The sequence below is a fragment of the Peribacillus sp. BM1 genome (assembly GCF_056679975.1).
Window position 1 is genome coordinate 371,301 of record NZ_CM155259.1, and the last position, 20,097, is coordinate 391,397.

Annotated in this window: 20 protein-coding genes; 4 read left to right on the forward strand and 16 right to left on the reverse strand. The window is 34.6% G+C overall.

What is annotated here, in order from left to right; genetic code table 11:
- The first annotated feature begins 93 nt into the window (after positions 1 to 93).
- Together AC1MGI_RS01905 and AC1MGI_RS01910 are read left to right on the forward strand one after the other, a co-directional pair.
- Positions 94 to 1,155, forward strand: a complete 1,062-nt coding sequence (locus tag AC1MGI_RS01905; RefSeq protein WP_480348078.1) for a DUF2157 domain-containing protein — start codon at positions 94 to 96, stop codon at positions 1,153 to 1,155.
- Positions 1,145 to 1,684 carry a GDYXXLXY domain-containing protein gene (locus AC1MGI_RS01910; RefSeq protein WP_480348080.1) on the forward strand — a complete coding sequence of 180 codons (540 nt, stop codon included), beginning with the start codon at positions 1,145 to 1,147 and terminating at the stop codon, positions 1,682 to 1,684. The genes AC1MGI_RS01905 and AC1MGI_RS01910 overlap by 11 nt, the downstream gene beginning before the upstream one ends.
- 251 nt (positions 1,685 to 1,935) lie before the next feature.
- Here AC1MGI_RS01910 and AC1MGI_RS01915 read toward each other — a convergent pair whose 3' ends face one another.
- Both AC1MGI_RS01915 and AC1MGI_RS01920 read right to left on the reverse strand, forming a co-directional pair.
- A complete protein-coding gene (locus tag AC1MGI_RS01915) occupies positions 1,936 to 2,415 on the reverse strand; it encodes a C40 family peptidase (protein ID WP_480348082.1) in 480 nt (159 codons plus the stop codon).
- An 86-nt stretch (positions 2,416 to 2,501) separates the two neighbouring features.
- A complete protein-coding gene (locus tag AC1MGI_RS01920; protein WP_480348084.1) occupies positions 2,502 to 3,218 on the reverse strand; it encodes a metallophosphoesterase family protein in 717 nt (238 codons plus the stop codon).
- Between the two features lie 214 nt (positions 3,219 to 3,432).
- Here AC1MGI_RS01920 and AC1MGI_RS01925 point away from each other — a divergent pair, with 214 nt between their 5' ends.
- Both AC1MGI_RS01925 and AC1MGI_RS01930 read left to right on the forward strand, forming a co-directional pair.
- On the forward strand, positions 3,433 to 3,735 hold the full coding sequence (locus AC1MGI_RS01925) for a hypothetical protein (RefSeq protein WP_480348085.1): 303 nt from the start codon (positions 3,433 to 3,435) through the stop codon (positions 3,733 to 3,735).
- Positions 3,692 to 5,140, forward strand: a complete 1,449-nt coding sequence (locus tag AC1MGI_RS01930; RefSeq protein ID WP_480348087.1) for a hypothetical protein — start codon at positions 3,692 to 3,694, stop codon at positions 5,138 to 5,140. Before AC1MGI_RS01925 ends, AC1MGI_RS01930 begins: the two co-directional genes overlap by 44 nt.
- Before the next feature lie 296 nt (positions 5,141 to 5,436).
- On the opposite strand, the gene AC1MGI_RS01935 is transcribed toward AC1MGI_RS01930, so the two are convergent.
- The 14 genes from AC1MGI_RS01935 to AC1MGI_RS02000 form a co-directional block, all read right to left on the reverse strand.
- Positions 5,437 to 5,778 carry a helix-turn-helix domain-containing protein gene (locus AC1MGI_RS01935; protein ID WP_480348088.1) on the reverse strand — a complete coding sequence of 114 codons (342 nt, stop codon included), beginning with the start codon at positions 5,776 to 5,778 and terminating at the stop codon, positions 5,437 to 5,439.
- A gap of 131 nt (positions 5,779 to 5,909) precedes the next feature.
- Entirely contained in the window at positions 5,910 to 7,064 is a 1,155-nt protein-coding gene (locus AC1MGI_RS01940; protein ID WP_480348089.1) for a DegT/DnrJ/EryC1/StrS family aminotransferase, read from the reverse strand.
- Positions 7,054 to 7,710, reverse strand: a complete 657-nt coding sequence (locus AC1MGI_RS01945; RefSeq protein WP_480348090.1) for an acetyltransferase — start codon at positions 7,708 to 7,710, stop codon at positions 7,054 to 7,056. The genes AC1MGI_RS01940 and AC1MGI_RS01945 overlap by 11 nt, the downstream gene beginning before the upstream one ends.
- The gene (locus tag AC1MGI_RS01950; protein ID WP_480348091.1) at positions 7,707 to 8,321 is read right to left on the reverse strand and encodes a sugar transferase; all 615 of its coding nucleotides are present in this window, start codon (positions 8,319 to 8,321) and stop codon (positions 7,707 to 7,709) included. Before AC1MGI_RS01950 ends, AC1MGI_RS01945 begins: the two co-directional genes overlap by 4 nt.
- A gap of 111 nt (positions 8,322 to 8,432) precedes the next feature.
- Positions 8,433 to 8,609 (reverse strand): YwzD family small protein, encoded by a 177-nt coding sequence (locus AC1MGI_RS01955; RefSeq protein WP_480348093.1) that lies wholly within the window; start codon positions 8,607 to 8,609, stop codon positions 8,433 to 8,435.
- A gap of 118 nt (positions 8,610 to 8,727) precedes the next feature.
- Complete coding sequence (galE, locus tag AC1MGI_RS01960) at positions 8,728 to 9,783, reverse strand: UDP-glucose 4-epimerase GalE (RefSeq protein ID WP_480348094.1); 1,056 nt, start codon at positions 9,781 to 9,783, stop codon at positions 8,728 to 8,730.
- 301 nt (positions 9,784 to 10,084) lie between these two features.
- A complete protein-coding gene (locus AC1MGI_RS01965; RefSeq protein WP_480348096.1) occupies positions 10,085 to 10,246 on the reverse strand; it encodes a hypothetical protein in 162 nt (53 codons plus the stop codon).
- Positions 10,247 to 10,300: 54 nt separating this feature from the next.
- The gene (locus AC1MGI_RS01970) at positions 10,301 to 11,392 is read right to left on the reverse strand and encodes an acyltransferase family protein (RefSeq protein WP_480348097.1); all 1,092 of its coding nucleotides are present in this window, start codon (positions 11,390 to 11,392) and stop codon (positions 10,301 to 10,303) included.
- Positions 11,393 to 11,634: 242 nt separating this feature from the next.
- Positions 11,635 to 14,055, reverse strand: coding sequence for a right-handed parallel beta-helix repeat-containing protein (locus tag AC1MGI_RS01975; RefSeq protein ID WP_480348099.1), 2,421 nt, complete (start codon positions 14,053 to 14,055; stop codon positions 11,635 to 11,637).
- 139 nt (positions 14,056 to 14,194) lie between these two features.
- The gene (locus AC1MGI_RS01980) at positions 14,195 to 15,748 is read right to left on the reverse strand and encodes a lipopolysaccharide biosynthesis protein (RefSeq protein WP_480348101.1); all 1,554 of its coding nucleotides are present in this window, start codon (positions 15,746 to 15,748) and stop codon (positions 14,195 to 14,197) included.
- 189 nt (positions 15,749 to 15,937) lie between these two features.
- Positions 15,938 to 16,498, reverse strand: coding sequence for an acyltransferase (locus AC1MGI_RS01985; RefSeq protein ID WP_480348103.1), 561 nt, complete (start codon positions 16,496 to 16,498; stop codon positions 15,938 to 15,940).
- Between the two features lie 6 nt (positions 16,499 to 16,504).
- Entirely contained in the window at positions 16,505 to 17,692 is a 1,188-nt protein-coding gene (locus AC1MGI_RS01990; protein WP_480348104.1) for a glycoside hydrolase family 88 protein, read from the reverse strand.
- Positions 17,693 to 17,705: 13 nt separating this feature from the next.
- On the reverse strand, positions 17,706 to 18,893 hold the full coding sequence (locus AC1MGI_RS01995) for a glycosyltransferase (protein WP_480348106.1): 1,188 nt from the start codon (positions 18,891 to 18,893) through the stop codon (positions 17,706 to 17,708).
- Positions 18,894 to 18,906: 13 nt separating this feature from the next.
- On the reverse strand, positions 18,907 to 20,097 hold the full coding sequence (locus tag AC1MGI_RS02000) for a glycosyltransferase (RefSeq protein ID WP_480348108.1): 1,191 nt from the start codon (positions 20,095 to 20,097) through the stop codon (positions 18,907 to 18,909).

Sequence of the window (20,097 nt, forward strand, 5' to 3'; positions counted from 1 at the left end):
AATATAAATCACAAAAAATTTATTCTTGACCAATTACATTCATTAACCTCTTTTCAAGATATATAATAGAAGAAGATGGAAGGAGGAGTCACTTTGAGCAAAAAGGAAATAACGAAAAAACAGTTTGTTTTTCTTGAACACGAACTAAAGTACCTTGAAACTGGAGGTATTATCTCCAAGCAAGATCATGAAAAAATTTTAAATTCCTACGATGTAAGGGCTGGATTAAGTTTCATTACGATTTTATTAGCCATCGGGGCACTTCTTTTAGGTCTAGGGGTGTTAACCTTCATAGCGAGCAACTGGATGTATTTAAATAAAGGGGTTAAATTACTAATTATTATCGTGTGTCTAATTGGAGTGAATTACGCAGGGGTAAAATGGCAGACACGCTTTCCGAAAACAGCAAGAAGTTTGCATTATGTCGGTATTTTGATATTTGGAGCAGGTGTTTTTCTAATTGAACAGATGTTTAACATCAGTATTAATTTTAACAGCTCCTTTTTATTATGGGCCATCGGAGCGATATTCATTGGCCACTATTTAAAAGATATCGCCATACTTCTTTTCACTTCCGTCCTGCTTTTCATTTATCTGAACGGAAGTATATTCCTTGATGAAACGTCCTATCCGCTTGCCATTCTTGTGTTTTTACCAGCTTTATACGTCCTATTAAAAAAATTCGATTATCCTAAGCTCCTGACCTTTTTGATTAATGCCTTAGCCATCAATACCATCGCCTTATTTCTAATAGAATTTATACCGAAGTTCATTTTTCACAAACCGGATACAGTCATCCTTGCCACCCTATTTATACTGGGCATAGTACTGGTATATATTCCAGTTCCATCTAAATTACAAAGAACCACACATATACAGGGGCATCTTTTGCACGGGATTACAGCTATATTTCTTACCTTTGAATTTTCTTTATGGTTCCCTTTAGCTTATTTTATTTTTCTTCTTTACCTCATCCATAAAGGAAGTTTGACTAGCATTGTCATAATATGTGCGTTGATTTTTAGATATTATCTTGACTCCTTTGACTTCCTACCGAAATCACTTACCTTCATCATCGGCGGTATGATTCTGATCAGTTTTGGCTTCTTTTTTGAAAAACAACGAAAAAAAGGAGGAGATCGTATTGAAGAATAAGCAACTTTTTCAACCACTCATCATATTTTCCATTCCGGTCTTGATTTTATTAGTTTTGGCGACTCCTCCCATCTGGACGACTTTGACCGGAGAAGAAATCAAACTACAAACCACTCCAGTCGATCCGACAGATTTATTCAGAGGTAACTATGTCGATTTACATTACGAGATAGAATCCGTTAAACTGTCACAGCTAGATGACTCGATTATATCCGATTTCAAAAGGAAGAATATTGGTGATTACAAAAAAGTGCATGTACAGCTAAAACAAGATAGTGATGGCCTATACAAGGTCGACCTTGTAACAAAAGAAAAACCTAGCAATGGCATGTATCTAAACGGAAAATTAGAAATTCCATACGAACTAAAAAAAGCTGCAACTATTCAAGTGAGATACGGTCTAGACAATTATTACGCCCCTGAAGAAAAGGCAAAAGAAATGGAAACTGCCGCCACTGCTAAACCTGCAGTAGCCTTGGTAAAAGTGAAAAATGGGCATGCAGTACTGACAAAGATTACTGTTGAGTGATTGAACAAATTTTCAAATTGGATAATACTCGTTATCACTCCCTAATTTAACACCTAATATAAGGTAACTGGTTGATGATATATGATCATTCACTTCGAAAACCTTGAAAGTCAACTACTCCATTCATTACAACTAGCAAAAAGAGCATCGGATTCGATGCTCTTTTTGTCCTTAATACTAGATGAACCTTGGTTACACCTACCTAGACTTGTTGCCCCACTATATATGAATATATATCCATATATCGAACTTTACTTAATAATCCGTTTAGCCCCCATATATCGACCCTTCCAGTATTCATCGCTCATTTTAACAATCTTTACACCTTTTGTAGCGCTCCCGATAAATGCACCATCACCATTATAGATGCCAACAAAAGAGACTTTTCCTTTTTTTCCTGTAGCATAGAATACCAAATCACCTGTTTTTAAGTGTTCTTGCTTAATAGATTCCCCAGTTTTATATTGTTCAGCACTTGTTCTCGGAATCTTCATTTCAGTCGCTGCATCTTTATAAACAAATTGAGTAAACCCGCTTGCATCAAATCCTTCGGGAGTTGTCCCACCATATTTAAAAGGACTTCCCACATAATTTTCTGCTACAGCCGCAACTTCATCGCCATAGTTGATAGATGCTGATGCATTAGCTGGTCCAAAAATAAACGCTACGATCAATGCCACAAGTGGTAATGCTGCAATAAGCCATTTTGGAACTAGTAAACGAAAACTCATCCTTTTTCCTCCCCTAGCTGAAACCGAAACACAATATTAAATGACCACCCGCTAAAGCAGGTGGATTTAGACCACGTATCTATAAATTAAACCTTAGCATTTTTTAAAATAGTAACCAGCATTTCCCTGTTCGGATAATCAGACCCCTTGAATTGATTCATCACAATCTCAATATCATACCCAACTCTAACAATAGAAGTCTGAAAACCACCCTCGTTAATATCAAGAATCATATAAGACGCTTTATCCAAACCATCAAACGGCAAGCCAACACTGCCGATGTTAATGATACATTTCCCATTAATATAGCGGATATATGGTTTATGGATATGTGCATAAACATAAATATCCGCTTCCGCTCCCATCATTTTTTCGACAAGAGTTTCTTCACTTTCATGCGGTAGTACCACTTCAAATAAATTATTTGGTGTAGCATGGAAGGCATGAATATTTATCCCCTCATATTGCAGCTTCAACTCAGTTGGTAGGCTGTTAAGATACTCGATGCTTTCATCATCCAAGTTGGACACAATCCACTCTCGCTCTTTATTCATCATTTCTAAAGCAGGATCTGGAACTTCTCCTTCCCTAACACCACGAACAACCCATTCATCCGCATTTCCTTTGATCACATCTGTATGTAATGTTCGAACAAGGTCCAAAGAACGTTGCGGTTCCGGCCCTCGGTAACAAATATCACCAAGAACAATAACCTTATCAACGTTTCTATCCTTTACGTCATCTAAAACCGCGTCTAAAGCAGTTGCATTCCCATGAATATCTGAAATGAATGCCAGTTTCATCTTGAAATCCCTCCTCTTATTTGTTCAAAATAGGTTCACTTTATTGTACCTATTCGTCTATTCATCATCAATTAATACATCAACCAAGCCTTTAATTCTAAAGGGATTATTTATTTTCAAATTCCATTTTCACTGTCTTTCCACTATTGAAATAATTTGAAAGGATATATATATTGTATTAAACATCACCTTCCAAAGTGGAAATGAAGGCTATGTGACTGTAGATGAAAATGGAATGTTAACAGGGGTTGCATATGGAGAAATAAATATTTCGATAACAGCTACTTACAAAGAACAAATTTTTACAGAATACGTGAATGTAAAGGTTGGGGGACAGGTAGTAACTCCACCCATTTCTACTAGAGTCATTGACGGTATGTCGATCAACAGAAAAACCGATACGATTAAAGTGGGGGCAAATTTTGTTGTAATGGCTACAGCTTTATCAAACTCCCTACCATACGATATCTACAATGATAATATTGTCCTTTGGGAAAGCTACCCTTACAGCGTATGATGCAACAAGAACATTCTCTAAAAGTTTCGATATTACGGTTGTAAACCCACTAGAAGATCCGATAACGGCTGAGAAGATATACTACGTCCCCTTAAATGAGTATGCCATTAAATCCAATAATACAGATTCACCAAACACAACAAATGGTATCCAAAGAGCCTTAGATTATGCTTCAACTAATAGATATAAGAAAATTGTCTTTCCATATAGCACGTATTTAATTAGCCCATCCGTCAGAACCATCTATCCACCAACCGAAATGACGATAGATTTTAGTGACTCTGTTCTTAATATTGAGCCTAGTAAATTGACAGCCACAGGTTATAAGATGTTCTATTTTAATAATGTAACCAATACTAAATTGGGTGAAGCCCATGTATACGGTGAAAGGGATTCAACAACTGTTCAAGCCTCCATTGAAGGCTGTTTAACTGTTCTCATTGAGGTTTGTGTTCATACAGTTGTTGAATTCTGTACGTTTAGTAAATCACCGGGATTCAATTTCATCACTGGCACCAGAAGAAATATGAATATGGGTACTCCGACTAAAAGTAGTTCGATTAGTAAATTTAATTTTGAACTAGGAAATATCGATAAAAACGGAAATATTGACAATAGTGTTACCACCAATTATTACAGATATAATCAATATATGGACGTCTCAGGATTAGGTGAATATTACCTAGTTGGTTATACACAGGGATACCATGGTTATCCGTATTTAAGGTCTAGATTATACTCCATGTACTTTTATGATGAAAACTATCACTTCATAGAAGCACAAATGTATAATTTACAGTTTTATAATTATGACAAACCTGCTAATGCTAAATATGCAAAAATGGTTATCTACCAAGAAGCACCACCGACATCAGGAGATACAGATTTTGGCGGTGCAGTTGCTTTTATGAGAACATTCCATATGCCTAGAAGTGGATTTATAAAAAACTGTACATTTGAAGATAACTTTAGTACAGGTCTTGCGATGTGCAGTGGTCAAGGTTGGCTTATAGAAAATAATACGTTTTCAAATAACAGAGGTAGAATGCCAGGATGCGATATCGACTGGGAAGATGGATGGGAACGCATGGTTGGCGATGTCTTAAAACATAACACATTTTATTCTCCAATTGGCGTGATTTTTAGTGCAGGCGGTAGTTTAGCTGCATGTAATAATACGTTTAATCGCTCAGCTTTAGCCGTATGGGGCAGGACACAAAACTGGAGAATCTTTAATAATATGTTTAACCAAAAAGCAGGACTAGCAAGCCCAAGCTTATCGACACAAGGAGACTCTGTTTTTGCAAGAAATATACTGAAAGGTTTACCCAAATATCCCCCAGGAAAACAGCATGCTGATGCAGATTATAAGGTTCATGATATTGATAATACGTTTATCAATTAACGCTTCATATTGAAATTATGTCAATTACAAAAAGGCTACATTCATAAAGGGCTTGGATATAGGATACGTTATTTCACCTAACCTCCCTCACTGATTCTTCAATAGAAAACGAATTGTTCTGTGCGATTGTTCGGACTACTTCCTACCGACCTGTTACAAGTGTGCAAATTAAGGCAAGACTCTCAATAAAGTGGCAGCAAAAAAACTCCCCCAATAAAAAATAGTTTTTTGCTGCCGTATCTACTATCCACTTGCCAAAAGTACTTCTAAGTAACTTTTTTCTTCATCTAATAATTTCATGTATTCTTCTGTTGCCATTTAATAAATTCAACAAGAATTTTATAATCTTGTACATTCCTTTTATCAATTCCTGCATCTTTTAAATCACAGATAAAATCAAACCATTCCTTTTCTACAGCAGATGCTGTTTCATTAAGATCTTCCTCCCGATTAAGCAATTGTTGGAGACTAACCTGCAAGACACCTGAAATTTTTTCCAGCACTTGAATAGATGGATTTTTATTTAGACTTCTCTCAATATTGCTTAAATACGATTTAGAGATAAAGGCCTTCTCTGCGAGCTCAGATAATGTAAGACCTCTTTGCTTTCGAATTCTTAGAATGTTGTCACCAATCATTTATTTATACCCCATTTATCACTAAATGTTTTAAAACCACACTACTTTTATCTTCGTTCAGTTTGAACCTATATGTAACTTGAAGATTAGCAATCCAATTGATAGAATTATTAATCTTCAAAGTAACTAATTTAAACCTGAACTCTTAAGAAACTTTTCATGCTACTTATGACTCTCGATATATCTTCATCTGGCATATTTGACCCTGATGGAAGACAAATACCCGTTTTAAATAATTGCTCCGATATATTTTCGCTTTTACTATGGGCATAGTAAGAATCCCGCTCAAAAAGCGGTTGCATATGAAGCGGTTTCCAGACATGACGGGCTTCAATATTTTCTTCAGCCAGAGATTGTAACAATGAATCTACCGAAATCCCAGCTTCCTCTTCTTCTATCCTTAACGTCGTCAACCAACGATTCGAGCGGGTATTTTCCAATTGTGGCATAAAGCTAATCCCAGGAATATAGGCTAATTCTTGTTGATATCTTTCGAATATAGCCCTTCTTGCTTCTACCCTTTCATTCAATACTTCAAGTTGCGCCCTTCCAACACCAGCTAAAATATTACTCATGCGATAGTTATACCCGCTTTCGCTATGTTGGTAGTGAGGTGCAAAATCGCGAGCTTGTGTTGCCAGAAAGCGTGCCTTCTTTATAGCTTCAACATCATTAGAAACAAGCATTCCTCCGCCAGAAGTAGTAATAATTTTATTACCATTAAACGAATAAACACCAAACATGCCGAATGTCCCGCTCGCTTTGCTTTTGTAAGTTGAACCAAGCGATTCCGCTGCATCTTCAATAATAGGGACATGATATTCATTACATAAAGATAGGATTTCATCCATTTTTGCACTTTGACCATATAAATTAACGACAATCACTGCTTTTGGCAGTTTTCCATCTCTTAACGCATCAGATAATGCACGTTCCAATGCTTGTGGAGACATATTCCAAGTTTCTGGCTCCGAATCAATAAAGACCGGTTCCGCTCCTTGATAAATAATTGGATTGGCACTTGCAACAAAGGTAAGGCTCGAACAAAAGACTTTGTCTCCTGCTCTTACATCCAGTAGCCTTAATGCCAAATGAATAGCGGCGGTCCCTGAATTGACCGCCGCCGCATCATTAATCCCAACATATGATGCTAGCTCTTTTTCAAATGCATCGACATTTGGTCCAAGTGGTGCAATCCAATTTGTATCAAAAGCATCCTTTATATAATTTTGTTCATTTCCACTCATATGAGGTGAGGATAAAAAGATTCTTTTTTTATGCTTCATTTAATACACCCCCAATAGCATTTTTTTGTACAATTCTAGCTGGAACACCCACTGCCGTACAATTCGCTGGAATATCATGAATAACGGTTGCCCCAGCTCCAATAACAGACCATTCTCCAAGTTGAACATTGGGAATCACAACAGCACCTGCTCCTATGTGTGTCCCTTCTTCTACCGTCACAGTACCTGTCAGTGTGACACTCGGAGAAATATGTACAAAATCATGAATTGTATTTTCATGTTCTACAACTGCATTCGTGTTGATAATCGCATGATTACCTATTTTGGCATCAGCATTAATAACAGCAGATGCCATTACTACCGTACCTCTCCCAATTATGGCACTTGAGCTAACCACAGCTTGACTGTGTATCAATGTGGCAAAACAATGATCTGCAAGGCTCAACTGGTCAGCGATTGATTTTCTAACTTGGTTATTTCCAATTGCAATAACGAACAGTAAATCATCAAAAAAACCAATCATCTTTTGGGCTGCGATGATTGGTCCATAATATATGCCATTGATTACTTTGACATCTTCATATTGATCATCTAAATAGGCGACAATTTCATATTCAATGTTTGAAAAAATAATATCTTCAATGACCTTGCTATGCCCGCCTTTACCAATAATCGCAATGTTCATCCGTTGCCTCTTTTCACAAATGATTTTGTTCCTTTAAATTTATCCATCGTTACATGTCCATCTTGGTTGATTCCTTCCGATTTAAAAACTTTGATGGCTGTTAATAACAGTATTTTCATATCAAGCAAGATGGATTGATTCTCTACATACCATACATCTAGCTTAAATTTTTCTTCCCATGTAATCGCGTTTCTTCCATTCACTTGAGCCCATCCTGTAATGCCAGGTCTTACATCATGCCGTTTCGCTTGTTCTTCTGTATATAGCGGCAAGTACTCCATTAATAAAGGCCTTGGCCCTACTAAACTGATATGACCTTTCATCACATTCACAAGTTGCGGCAATTCATCCAAACTATATTTTCTAAGAAATTTCCCAAATGAAATCAAGCGAATATGATCAGGCAATAACTGACCATTGCTATCCCTCGCATCTGTCATCGTACGGAACTTATATACATAAAAAGGTTTGCCGTACAATCCAGGTCTTTGCTGTTTGAAAATAATAGGAGAACCTAATTTCAACCGGACCAAAATAGCTACGGAAATGATTATTGAAAACAAAATGATGAATAATGATAAAGAAATCAACAAATCAAAAAGTCGTTTCATTTGTACCCATACTCCTCATCGAGATTAAGAGAATTCTTCCTTGATCTCCGATATATCTCTAACATAATTGCCCCTAAATAACGAAGTAACCATTTTGTTTAAGGTTAACTACTATATCTTTTTCTCTATGCTCGTTTGCTTTGATCTATTCATAACAAATATCATTTGTTGTTTAATATCGTTTATTAATTCAGTAGCTTCTAGCCTCTCTGATTCTTGACCTTTTTTGTAAATATTTATTAAGATGTCTTGAAATTGCTGTTGAGTCAGTTTTTCGGAAATATTCATCAGACCTGCCCCCTCCCATAGTCTAAAGATTAAGAAAATTAATCAGAAGATAAAAATCACTTCGTCTATTCCTATTATTTTTTCATCGTAACAGTAATTTAGTTTAATTTAAAAAAATTCAAGATCTTGCTTTACTAGCAATTCCAGTTAGTATACGATCCTCTTCCACGTACCCATTTGGATTATTGAATTGCCATCTCCATGAATCTTCACACATCTCTTCGATTTCTCTTTCAGCAGTCCATCCTAGTTCTAAACTGGCCTTAGTTGGATCTGCGTAGCATATCCCTATATCACCGGGACGGCGAGCCGTAATCTTATATGGAATATTCCTGCCTGATGCTTTTTTAAATGCATGGACAATCTGCAATACACTATATCCATTTCCCGTACCAAGGTTGTATGCTCCTACACCTGTAGATGCAAGTATCTTTTCAAGCGCTTTCAAGTGACCGATGGCAAGGTCAACGACATGTATATAGTCTCTGACCCCAGTACCATCCAAAGTTGAATAGTCATCCCCAAATACGTTAAGCCCATCCAACTTTCCAACAGCAACTTGCGAAATATAAGGCAGCAAATTGTTTGGAATACCATTCGGATCTTCACCAATACGTCCGCTCTTATGTGCCCCAATCGGATTAAAATAACGTAAAAGAGCAACGCTCCAATCATGGTCAGACACATGCAGATCGCTTAAGATTTCTTCTATCATCTGCTTTGTGCGTCCATATGGATTCGTTGCTCCTAGTGCAAACTCTTCATTTATAGGTACTCGTTTCGGCATTCCGTATACAGTCGCCGAAGAACTGAATACAAGCTTTTTAACCCCATGTTCTTTCATAACTTCACACAATCGAATCGTTCCGGTCATATTATTGTCATAATACCGGAGTGGCAGATTAACAGACTCGCCAACCGCCTTCAGTCCTGCAAAATGGATCACGGCTCCAATCTTGTTTTCGGAAAAGATCGTGTTCAATGCCTCCTTATCAAGCAAGTCGGCTTCGTAAAAAGTGAAATCTTTTCCCGTAATCTCCCGAACACGATTTAACGCTTCTGGTTTGCTGTTTGAAAAGTTATCCACCACTACGATTTCGTATCCGGCATTTAATAACTCTACACATGTATGTGTTCCGATATATCCTGCTCCGCCTGTGACTAGAATTTTCATAGTCATTCCCTCCTAGTTTTTAATCGTTCATTCCTTTAAACCGAGATCATTACTTTTTTGGCAATAAAAAAACACCTCAATCCGGTCATTGAGATGCGTGGTTAAGTACCATTTATAACCATTTTTATAAAAAAATAAAAATGTAACGAACATTTATTACTCACCTTCTATGGCAGCTTTTCTTTTATCATAATCTGTCTTTAAAAGCTCATTTTTCGTTACTTCTAAATTAAGCTGTATAACGGTTAGGTTTTTACTGTTCTCTGTTCCCCTTCTGATCACATCCTCTAGAGTGAGCTATTTAACTTACATTTACTGTTGCTTCACCTTCTGTTTGATCAATCTCTATCTCCATTGTTTGATTTGCCTCAACCGCTTGGTTTACTTCATCTGTTTGTACATAAACCGTAAACGGAGAACTTACAATCGTTGTAGCACAAAGTAATAGGAAAACCTTTTTCATGAATACCTCCTCCCTGAAAGAATTGTGATAGATTTTCAAAACACTCAATAGAACCTAAATTGTCTTTTGATCAACCACACTACGATAATCTTTACGAATATTGGAAACCCTTTTGTCAACCAACCGTATGATGGGTTTATATATAGAATTGATAACATATGATGAAATAAGACAAAGTATGAGCAACCAGGCAAAGATTAAAATCGGATATTTAGGAGTAAATGTCAGTTCCGGAAAAATTGACATATAAAAAAACATATGGGTCAGCCATATGTTTGTCGAATGATCACCCAAAAAGGTGAATACCTTTTTTATGAACCTACTCTTATCCATAAGATTAAAAAAACATATAAATGCAATAGCCGTAAAAGGAGCAATAATCATGGATTCGTAAAGAGAATGTATGATTACCAGCATGACTATACCGATAACACAAAGTGTATTCTTATAGGACAAACTGTAAACCTTATTGTGTAGTTTCGAATAAATCTTTTCTTTTGCAAAAATGGATCCAACAATGAATGGCAGTAAGGACGTACCAACTAATACAACAGCGTTTACAAACATATTTAGAGCCGTATCATCACCAAAGTCAAAAACATGTTTTATATGCTGAATATAACTCACCAAATAGATCACACCGGAAAGGAACAGCAATATCATAGAATTATACTTTCTTACTAATTTGACAAGAAAAGGTAATGAAAGCACGAGAATGATATACGTCTGTACGAACCACCATGCACCATTATATGAGTTTGATAATACAAAAAAGTTGAGAAAAAACTCACCTAAACCACCTGGAAAAGCTTCAGTTTTACCTGCAAGGAATCCAATAGCAATAAATATAATTAGTACTATCCAAAAGTTAACAAGTAGTTTAAAAATTCGTACAAAGTTCTTCATTGCGTTAGATTTCTGTTCCCTATTATGAACCATAAACAATCCATATCCACTTAAGAAACAATATATTGGAACACATGCATCCCCGAACAATCCTATGTAGTAAATCAAAGGTACTCCGTTAATTGTTGGAAAGATTTCATACAATCCATCAACCTCTTTCCGACAAAACAAATGAAGAAGCAACATGAATAAAATCGCTACTCCTTTTAGCATTTTCGTATCGCTTTTTGAAATCTCCATGACTCTTGTACCCCTTTCACACCTATTTTCTTCTTGTCTAAAGCAGACTCACATATTCAAGAGGTAATTTCAGACAAACAACAGCCGCTGTACAATCCGCTCATAAAATACGAAGAAACTAAGTTGAAATAAGAAAAACCACTACGCTTGTTTAAAACATATTGGCTTTCCTTTTCTATATCTCACATATTATTTTCTTCAGTGTACATATAACTCTACCCTCATAACATCAGCAATATCCATTAGCTAATGTCAACATTATCTATCATTCTAGTACTTACATTTATATCAGTAGATACATTATTGAATACACATTTAGCTATTGTCATGGCTTTTCCCTTAGTTAGCCAGTGCAAACTAATTTGAGTGTTCTCTAAATAACTATGATTAATAACAGAAACCATTGAATTATCCGTCTTTCTGATAATTGAATTCAAAAATGTACTGCAGTTGTTTACAACATTTCCATCAAAGTTTAAACCAACATTTTGAAAAATACAGTTATCTACATTTACTTTTCTCGTATATTGGGTATTGTTGGAGCCTAGATTTATCTCTCCGCCAAGTCTACTGGTTTTGGCTCTTAAAAAGTTACCATTACTTAAATTACAAGCCTCAAACCCTGCTGTACCTTCTATTACAGTTACCCCTTCCACAATAATAGGTCGTCCAGCATAGTTAGCAGGTGTCCGAATGCTAAGATCATAGTTCTTAACTGTAATATTTCTAACAACCCCACCTGTTAGAAGCACTTGAAAGTTTGGTGATAATGCATTATCACTTCTCCAATCCCTTTCAACCGTAATGTTAGAAATATAACATCTGCCGTAATCATACCTGCTGATATTAAACCCTGCTATTCCAGCATCAGTTATAGATACCGGCAGACCATTCAAGGTTTCAGATACTTGAAAGCTCGTTGTGGTAACATTCACCGTATAATATAGCTTATCTACACTAATCCCAGTCGGAACTCTTCCAACCCATTGTTCAAAACATACCTTGGCACCATTCCCCACTCCATGAGCAGAAGCAAAGGTAAAAGTTCCAGTTGCAACATTTACGGTAGGGGTACCAAAATATCCATAAACGCTGGAACCATAAAATAGCCCATCTTTTATCTGGACGTTTTGAATAATTGCCCCTCTAACATCCAATAGTTTTAAATTACCTTTATTAAATACTGCTCCATTAACAAAATTATCTCCTTCAACCCATAGTTCACATCCAATAAAGGTATTATTGAGATATTTTATATACCATTGATTAGGATAGGAACTTATTCCGCCGACATTACCACCTTCAAATGTATTACCTTCTACTATTACATTTGTACCATCAGCGTTTACAAAATGACCTTTCCAATTCTTATAAACATAATTGTTCTTAATATAGATTCTAGTGTTGAGTTCAAGTCCATCTGTTTTACCTAATGCAAAATTTTGATGAGGAATATTACTTTCGGCCACCATGGACTCAATATCTATACCAAATGATGGAGCAGTCCCGTCTACTGTAACGCCATCATCATCATAGCCGATATGGTGGATTTTATTATTTAAAATATAGATGTCATTAGAACCGCAAAGAGAAATTCCTTGTCTTCTACATCTATGAATATTACAACCATGGATGTAGATGTTTTGTCCCATTTCTTCCTGAGTATATAGAGTTGGGTCTTCATGATATTGTAACCATGCTGTAGAAATGGCATCACCAGTGCAACCGGTAATTTCTACACCTTCTATTTCAATATAATTTGCACCAAACATATCAATCCCATGCCCAAACTCATGTGTATAATTTGCACTATCCACTTTTGCATTAATTTGTGAGATTTGCGCATCGGTTAATGGTGAGGATGAAATATCAATAACAAATATCATTTTATTGGCTAGCGCTGGATCTACTTGAAACCATCCTCTTCCCGTTGGAGCTGATGGAGCAAATCCTCCATTATCTCTAAAACCCACTAACGTACTCGCAGTAACAGTATCTTTATATTGATAAAAACTATATTTTGTGACAGCAATACCAGGGATAGTCCATAATCTAAACTGTTTTAACAATCCGGGATGTTTATATCTATCTACTAGTTCACTGCGAATAAAATTAGCGTTATTATTTAAGGAACCATCGGTATTCACTCCTCCTCTCACGAACTTTACCCCTAATTCGTATATGTGAGTATTTCTATCTCCAACTACCTTTCCTCCAGAAATTTTTGCGTTTTTAGTGCCCTTTAATTGAAATATACTATAGTAAGGTGATGAATTAGTTTCCAACGTTAGGACACAGCCATCAGCCATTTCAAAATGCATCCCACTTTTCATAACAATACATGCATATGTGGATGAGTCTAGCTTTAATTTGTACATGCCACTTTGTAATACTAAATGATTAAATCCTTGAGACTTTGCCCAAACCATTGCATCATTTATTCCCTTTGTAGTAATAAAAGCATCTGTTCCATCATTTTTAATATTCCATCTATCCAACTCAATGACATATGAATTTGAAGCACTTTCTCCATTTGAGATTAAAGGGGCTTTCGGAATCCACTTCGATAAATCACTATCGTAAGCCAGCACATCATTATTAGAAGGAAGATTAGTTGTTAAATCTAAGTCATCCATATCTCCAAGATTAGCATTGATAGCCATCGTCAATTTCCACCTTTCTATTACATTTGTATATATTATGTAACAGAAAATGAAATAGATTGGATTTATCAATTAGATTAAAAATACATTCCCTAACAATGAATACTTATACTTTCAATCAACAGATACTACTTGTCGCCTAACCTGCATCACTAATTTTCTTATTTACCTTAAATCTTCCCATCAGCATTCCTATAATATTTTTTGCAATTCCAAATAAATACTTGAATTCATCTGTTCTATAAAAAATACATACGTAAACTACATTTGGAACAATCAAACAAATCAGAGTTCTGAATATTAGACTCATAAAATCATCTGCTAAAATAAAATGGCATATATAATTTGTTAGAAGGTATGTTCCGATACCAATAATCATATAAAAAGTATATTTTAGAAAGTAATGACTAACAGACTTATGAAACACTTTTTTGTACACTAAATAAGGAGTGGTCCAAAATGGAAAAGCCAGTGCGCTTATAAGAGTTCCAATGAAAACGCCTGCGATACCTATATATTGAACTAAAATAATAGAAATAATAAGATTAATAGCAGCCTGACATAAAGGAATATATCTATCTTCATGAAAGATCCCTGCCGTAGTTTTCACAGTAGAAATTGAATTTCTCATTCCTCTTTCATAAAAAATGAGCATCAATATAATTAATACTCCTTGACTCATTAAAAAGTCTGAACCTAACCATAAAGCGATAAAAGACTCTATTAGAATATATAACGCTATCGTAAAAAATGAATATAGCCAAAAGTTCAGAAGCATATATACCTTATATACACTATAAACTTTATCTATACTTTCGTTTGCTACTAAATTTCCTACGCTATGATAAATATTATTAAAAATTTGATTAATAAAAGTCCTGCTAATTTCAATTAACATATTATAATTAGAATACAGCCCAACTGCGGCGACACTAACAAAAGAAGAGATAATAATATTATCCGTACCAAACACTAAGTAATTACCAATATTTTGTAATGCAATAGCTTTTACATTTTTAATAATACTGGTTTTCGTTTCACTATCTAATTTACCTGACACTTTATTTTTCAAAAACGGGTACATTTTATTTACTATATTGGATAAAATAACAGTTGTCGTAATAGTGATTACACCCTCGATTACTAAAAATAAAATATAATTTTGGGTATAATATAAAACTCCTATCTTAATACAAGTAGATAAAATAGATGATACAGAATATACGCCTGTTACAATATACCCCTTTTGGCAAACATTCAGAAAAGAATTTTTGTGAACAAAAAAATATGTAGAAACTGTGTTGAACAAAAATATACTGTAAATTAAATAAATATTTTCTACATTTGAATCTTTAATAAAATACTCAAGAAAAGGCATGATTGATAATCCAAGCAGCAAGATGATTAACGCTATTACCGTGTAAGCATTTCGGTAAAATTTCATTAGGACATTAATTTTCACCTGATCATTTTCTGCCACTGGCTTATAAAGACTGTATATGATACTAGATCCTATTCCTGCTTCAGCTAATGCTAACATCGCTAATATATTAGTAAGTAATGCGTTTATCCCTAAGTACTCGATACCTAAACTGTTTATAAACACTGTTCTTGAAATAAAGCTTAGTACTGTTATAATAATTTGATTCGCTAACCCTGCAGATATATTGATAATGGAATTTTTTACTCTCATGGAATTCCCTCTACATAAATCCCTTTATACTAAGGGTAGAAATTACATATGGATGAAACAACGTTAGGATATTCAAATTTAGGACACTCCCTCTAGCATAACAATCATTTTTTAAAAAAATTTAAAATTATTCAGATATTCCCCTCATTATCCTAGCTGGATTCCCAGTAACTAAACTTTTATGAAGTCTTATTCAACGAATCCTATTTCACCTATTAATTCCTCATACATTTTATTCTTATCACGATACGAAATATTTCCCCCTAATGTATAACGCCAATCATATATTTTAGCAACATTTTTTAATTGTTTGTTCTTTTTCACGTAATCCTCTACATTAGATATCACTTTAACAGGATTACCAGCTACTACGCTTCCTGCAGGAATTGATTTGGTTACGATACTCCCAGCTGCAACAATTGAGTTCTTCCCAATCCTGACTCCTGGCATTATCAAAGCTCTTGCGCCTATAAATACATGGTCTTCTATGATAATACTGCCAATCTTGGTGTAGTTTATAAGGTCCTTTGTACTAGTATCATGAGCCAATAAATATGCTTGGGGTGCTATTGTGACATGATTACCTATCTTAATCAACCAACAATGAGAGTAATCAAACGTTACACCAGGTTGAATGGAGCAGTTATCACCTATTTTCATTCCCATTTTTATATAATCTTCTAACCATATCTCTTCTAAAACAAATTTCCTAAATCTAACTCTGAGAAAGTTTATTGTTTTTTTTATCATAAAGAATTACGCCACCTTAGAATTGTTATATGAATTTAGCATCCTAATACAAAATCCTTGGGTAAAAGGCAATATATTAAACAACATAGAATATACACCTATATCTTTCGTATCCCCTTGCGAAAAATCAACCGCTCCGTTTCTTCTTGTAACTTTCATTAAATAGCTTATTGCTTTGTTTGCACTGTCTAAGCACTCCTTTGAAAGATCTTCTATTTTCGCTGCATTTAATATAAACCAACCTAATGTAGCGGTAGCTGAAGAATCAGGTCCACACTCACTTCTTGTTACAGTCCAATTCCAATTTCCCTTATCCTGCTGAAGACTTATAACAGCTTTCGCGAACTTTTTTACACGTTCCTCTAGCACAGGTTTATATTGATGATTCTGAGGTAATTCATTCCAAGCATCAATAAGACCTATAGCATACCATCCAAGGCCTCTTCCCCAGCCATATAATCCAAGAGGTGCTTTATTTTCCAACTTATATGCATGGCTAGGTATATAATGTTGTTCTAACATTCCGTATTGTTCATAATCCTTAATTTGTTTTATTGCTAAGTCTATACATTCATCTTTGTTGTATTTAGTTCCGTAAGACACTAAAAAAGGACATATGAAACCTATCGTATCTACATATCTGTAGCTTTTCATAGATTTCCTATATCCAACCGTCCCATCTTCCCCTATATGCTCTTTGATCATTTTCCATGTATAATCTAATGCTGCTTTATATTGATCTGAATCTATAAAATCCAACTTCATAACAGCATAGGCTAGTATAGCCCCATCAACATGTTCAGGTTTGTTAATCCATTGGCCACTGCGATCAAACTTGGAATTCAAGAACTTCATGATTTCATTTTTAACTGCCTGATCATCACTACATTTTAAATATTCTGATAAACCTAGCAATAAAGCAGCTTCTTGCCAATGCTGTATAGAACTTTTCGTATAATTTCCTTTTAACATATCTATTACAACTAACCTTGTATTATCTGTTACCTTAATCTTAGGTGTTTTATTTAACCATTTAACCCCCACATCAGTAATAGACTGATTCCAACTATTTCTATCACCGTATCTTCCTATATGGATTCTACTTACCCAGTCTTTAAACATAGGACAAATATCAATAAGTACAATGATGGCTATTACAATGAGCAACGCAGAAATTATAATCTGTATAAACATTTGCTTACCTCCTCTACACTGCTCTAATGAACTCATATAATTTCTGTATTTCCGACTCAGTACCTAGATTTTCTTTTGATAAATGGTCTATCAATTTATTTCTTAATTCTTTATTATCAATTAATCGTTTAATCCCCTCATATATGGACTGAGGATTCATCTCTATAATTAAGCCATTTTCTTCATGTTGTATTTGGTCTTTAGCTGTACTAAAGTTTGTAACTACTATAGGCTTATGAAGGATCTTTGCTTCATCTATAGCGATAGACTTCCCTTCAACTCTAGACGGTTGCACATAAATATCTGCTTCTCTTATATATGGATATGGATTTTCTTTCATTCCTAACAGCATAAATATTTCTTGGAGATTATTTTCTTCGATCACTTTTTCTAATTTAGCTCGTTCTTCCCCTTCTCCAATAATATACCATTTCAGATCATATCCACTTTTAACTAAGATCTTACATGCTTCTATAGCTAGTTCAAATCCCTTTTGATAATTTAATCTTCCTACAGAAACAAGCTTTATTCCTTTGTACTGTATACCTGCTTTTTCTAACGACATATTATTTATCATATTAGGGGATACAATATTATACATAACATCAATCTTGTGCTTATACATAGGGAATCTTTGTTTTAAAACCTCAGCACATTCCCCCGATACAGTTACTATGTTATCCAATTTGGCAAAATACTTCTTATCGAGAGCAGAATCCATCCCTAATTTATCATAATCAGTATGAATAAATCCTATTTTTTTGTCTGCATTTACCTTTTCTATGCAAAAATAAATTGGATTCTTTTCGAGATATCCAATTGCTACATCGTACTTCTTATTTACGCTATTTACAGATCTTGATATATATTTCCAAACCCTTTGTTCACATCTGGCTCCATTTTTTTCTGTGTTAAATACATATCCTGCACATACTCTCGATAAAGCAATCTTAACCTTACCTTTTTTTATACAGTCCGTGATAGCTGTTTTTATAGACATATCAAAATACTTGTATTCAAAAGGCTCTTCTAATAAATTTACTTGTTTAGGAATCTTACTAAAAAATAATCCTTCATGTTTAAATAAGAACAAATCTACATTATATTGAGAATAATCTATCGTTTCTAATAAAGAAATTAACGCCTTTTCAGCTCCGCCACAGTGTAAATTGTTTATTATAAACAAGATATTTTTCTTCATAAAGTATCACCCTCTAAAGAATCTCGTACAGCTTTTTTACTTCTTCTTCTGTTCCTAATTTTTCTTTATATAAATTTTGCACTAAATCGTTCTTCAAATTTAGATCATTTATAAGGGTTTCGACCCCCTTTGCTATATCCTCTTCATTCATATCAACGATTATTCCATTTGTTCTATCGTTTATTTGATCTTTGGCAGTATCAAAATTGGTTACTACTATTGGTTTGTGAAGTATTTTTGCTTCATCAATTGCTATGGACTTCCCTTCATATCTTGAAGGCTGAACATATATATCGGCATTCTTTATATACGGATATGGATTCTCTTTAACGCCCAATAGTTTAAAGTGATTATGTAGATTGTTGCTTTCTATTAAACTTTTCAATGCTTCCTTCTCGTTCCCATCACCTAACACATACCATCTTACTCGATACCCCTTATTCACCAATAATCTACAAGCCTTTATTGCAAGATCAACCCCTTTTTCATGACTTAATCTAGCAACAGTAATAATATTTGTGTAACTTATATCATATAAGAAATGATCTATTATTTCCTTTGCAGCTAAGTTCTCTATAGTTATAGGCGATACCACATTATATATTATTGTAATTTTATTTCTCAGATGTGGAAAATTTTCTTTTAGAGATTTTGCACATTCTTCAGATACAGTAACAATTTGATTTAATTGTTTGAAATATGGATTATCAAAAGAGTAATCCATGTTTGAGTTTGAATAGTTTGTATGTATCCAGCCAAATTTTTTTCTTGCCTTAACCTTGTCAACCACAAAATATATAGACGATTTTTCAAGATATCCTATAGCCGCATCATACTCTTTTTCTAGAACATCCAATGATTTACTTTGATACTCCCATGTGTATTGTTCTGAAACGGCTGGATTCTTCATTATTCTATTCTTAATAGAGAACATTAACCTCGAGTACGCTAAGCCAATTCTTCCCCTTTTTAAGAAGTCTACAATTGAACTTTTTAGTTCATTTATAAAAATTTTATATTCTCTCGGGAGCGGTAGTACATTTACTTCAGTAGGTAAGGAATTCATAAACACTCCCGTTTTATTAAATAAAAATAAATCGACATTATATAAATTGTAATCTATCTGAGATAATAAATTGATTAGACTTTTTTCTCCACCACCAGCAGATAAACTCGGCATAACAAATAGGAGATTTTTCTTCAT

Bases quoted from the DNA above. Each gene is read 5' to 3' on its own strand.
- AC1MGI_RS01915 (WP_480348082.1), bottom strand. From the start codon at position 2,415: ATGAGTTTTCGTTTACTAGTTCCAAAATGGCTTATTGCAGCATTACCA.
- AC1MGI_RS01920 (WP_480348084.1), bottom strand. From the start codon at position 3,218: ATGAAACTGGCATTCATTTCAGATATTCATGGGAATGCAACTGCTTTA.
- AC1MGI_RS01930 (WP_480348087.1), top strand. From the start codon at position 3,692: ATGATAATATTGTCCTTTGGGAAAGCTACCCTTACAGCGTATGATGCA.
- AC1MGI_RS01935 (WP_480348088.1), bottom strand. From the start codon at position 5,778: ATGATTGGTGACAACATTCTAAGAATTCGAAAGCAAAGAGGTCTTACA.
- AC1MGI_RS01940 (WP_480348089.1), bottom strand. From the start codon at position 7,064: ATGAAGCATAAAAAAAGAATCTTTTTATCCTCACCTCATATGAGTGGA.
- AC1MGI_RS01945 (WP_480348090.1), bottom strand. From the start codon at position 7,710: ATGAACATTGCGATTATTGGTAAAGGCGGGCATAGCAAGGTCATTGAA.
- AC1MGI_RS01950 (WP_480348091.1), bottom strand. From the start codon at position 8,321: ATGAAACGACTTTTTGATTTGTTGATTTCTTTATCATTATTCATCATT.
- AC1MGI_RS01955 (WP_480348093.1), bottom strand. From the start codon at position 8,609: ATGAATATTTCCGAAAAACTGACTCAACAGCAATTTCAAGACATCTTA.
- galE (WP_480348094.1), bottom strand. From the start codon at position 9,783: ATGAAAATTCTAGTCACAGGCGGAGCAGGATATATCGGAACACATACA.
- AC1MGI_RS01965 (WP_480348096.1), bottom strand. From the start codon at position 10,246: ATGAAAAAGGTTTTCCTATTACTTTGTGCTACAACGATTGTAAGTTCT.
- AC1MGI_RS01970 (WP_480348097.1), bottom strand. From the start codon at position 11,392: ATGGAGATTTCAAAAAGCGATACGAAAATGCTAAAAGGAGTAGCGATT.
- AC1MGI_RS01975 (WP_480348099.1), bottom strand. From the start codon at position 14,055: ATGGCTATCAATGCTAATCTTGGAGATATGGATGACTTAGATTTAACA.
- AC1MGI_RS01980 (WP_480348101.1), bottom strand. From the start codon at position 15,748: ATGAGAGTAAAAAATTCCATTATCAATATATCTGCAGGGTTAGCGAAT.
- AC1MGI_RS01985 (WP_480348103.1), bottom strand. From the start codon at position 16,498: ATGATAAAAAAAACAATAAACTTTCTCAGAGTTAGATTTAGGAAATTT.
- AC1MGI_RS01990 (WP_480348104.1), bottom strand. From the start codon at position 17,692: ATGTTTATACAGATTATAATTTCTGCGTTGCTCATTGTAATAGCCATC.
- AC1MGI_RS01995 (WP_480348106.1), bottom strand. From the start codon at position 18,893: ATGAAGAAAAATATCTTGTTTATAATAAACAATTTACACTGTGGCGGA.
- AC1MGI_RS02000 (WP_480348108.1), bottom strand. From the start codon at position 20,097: ATGAAGAAAAATCTCCTATTTGTTATGCCGAGTTTATCTGCTGGTGGT.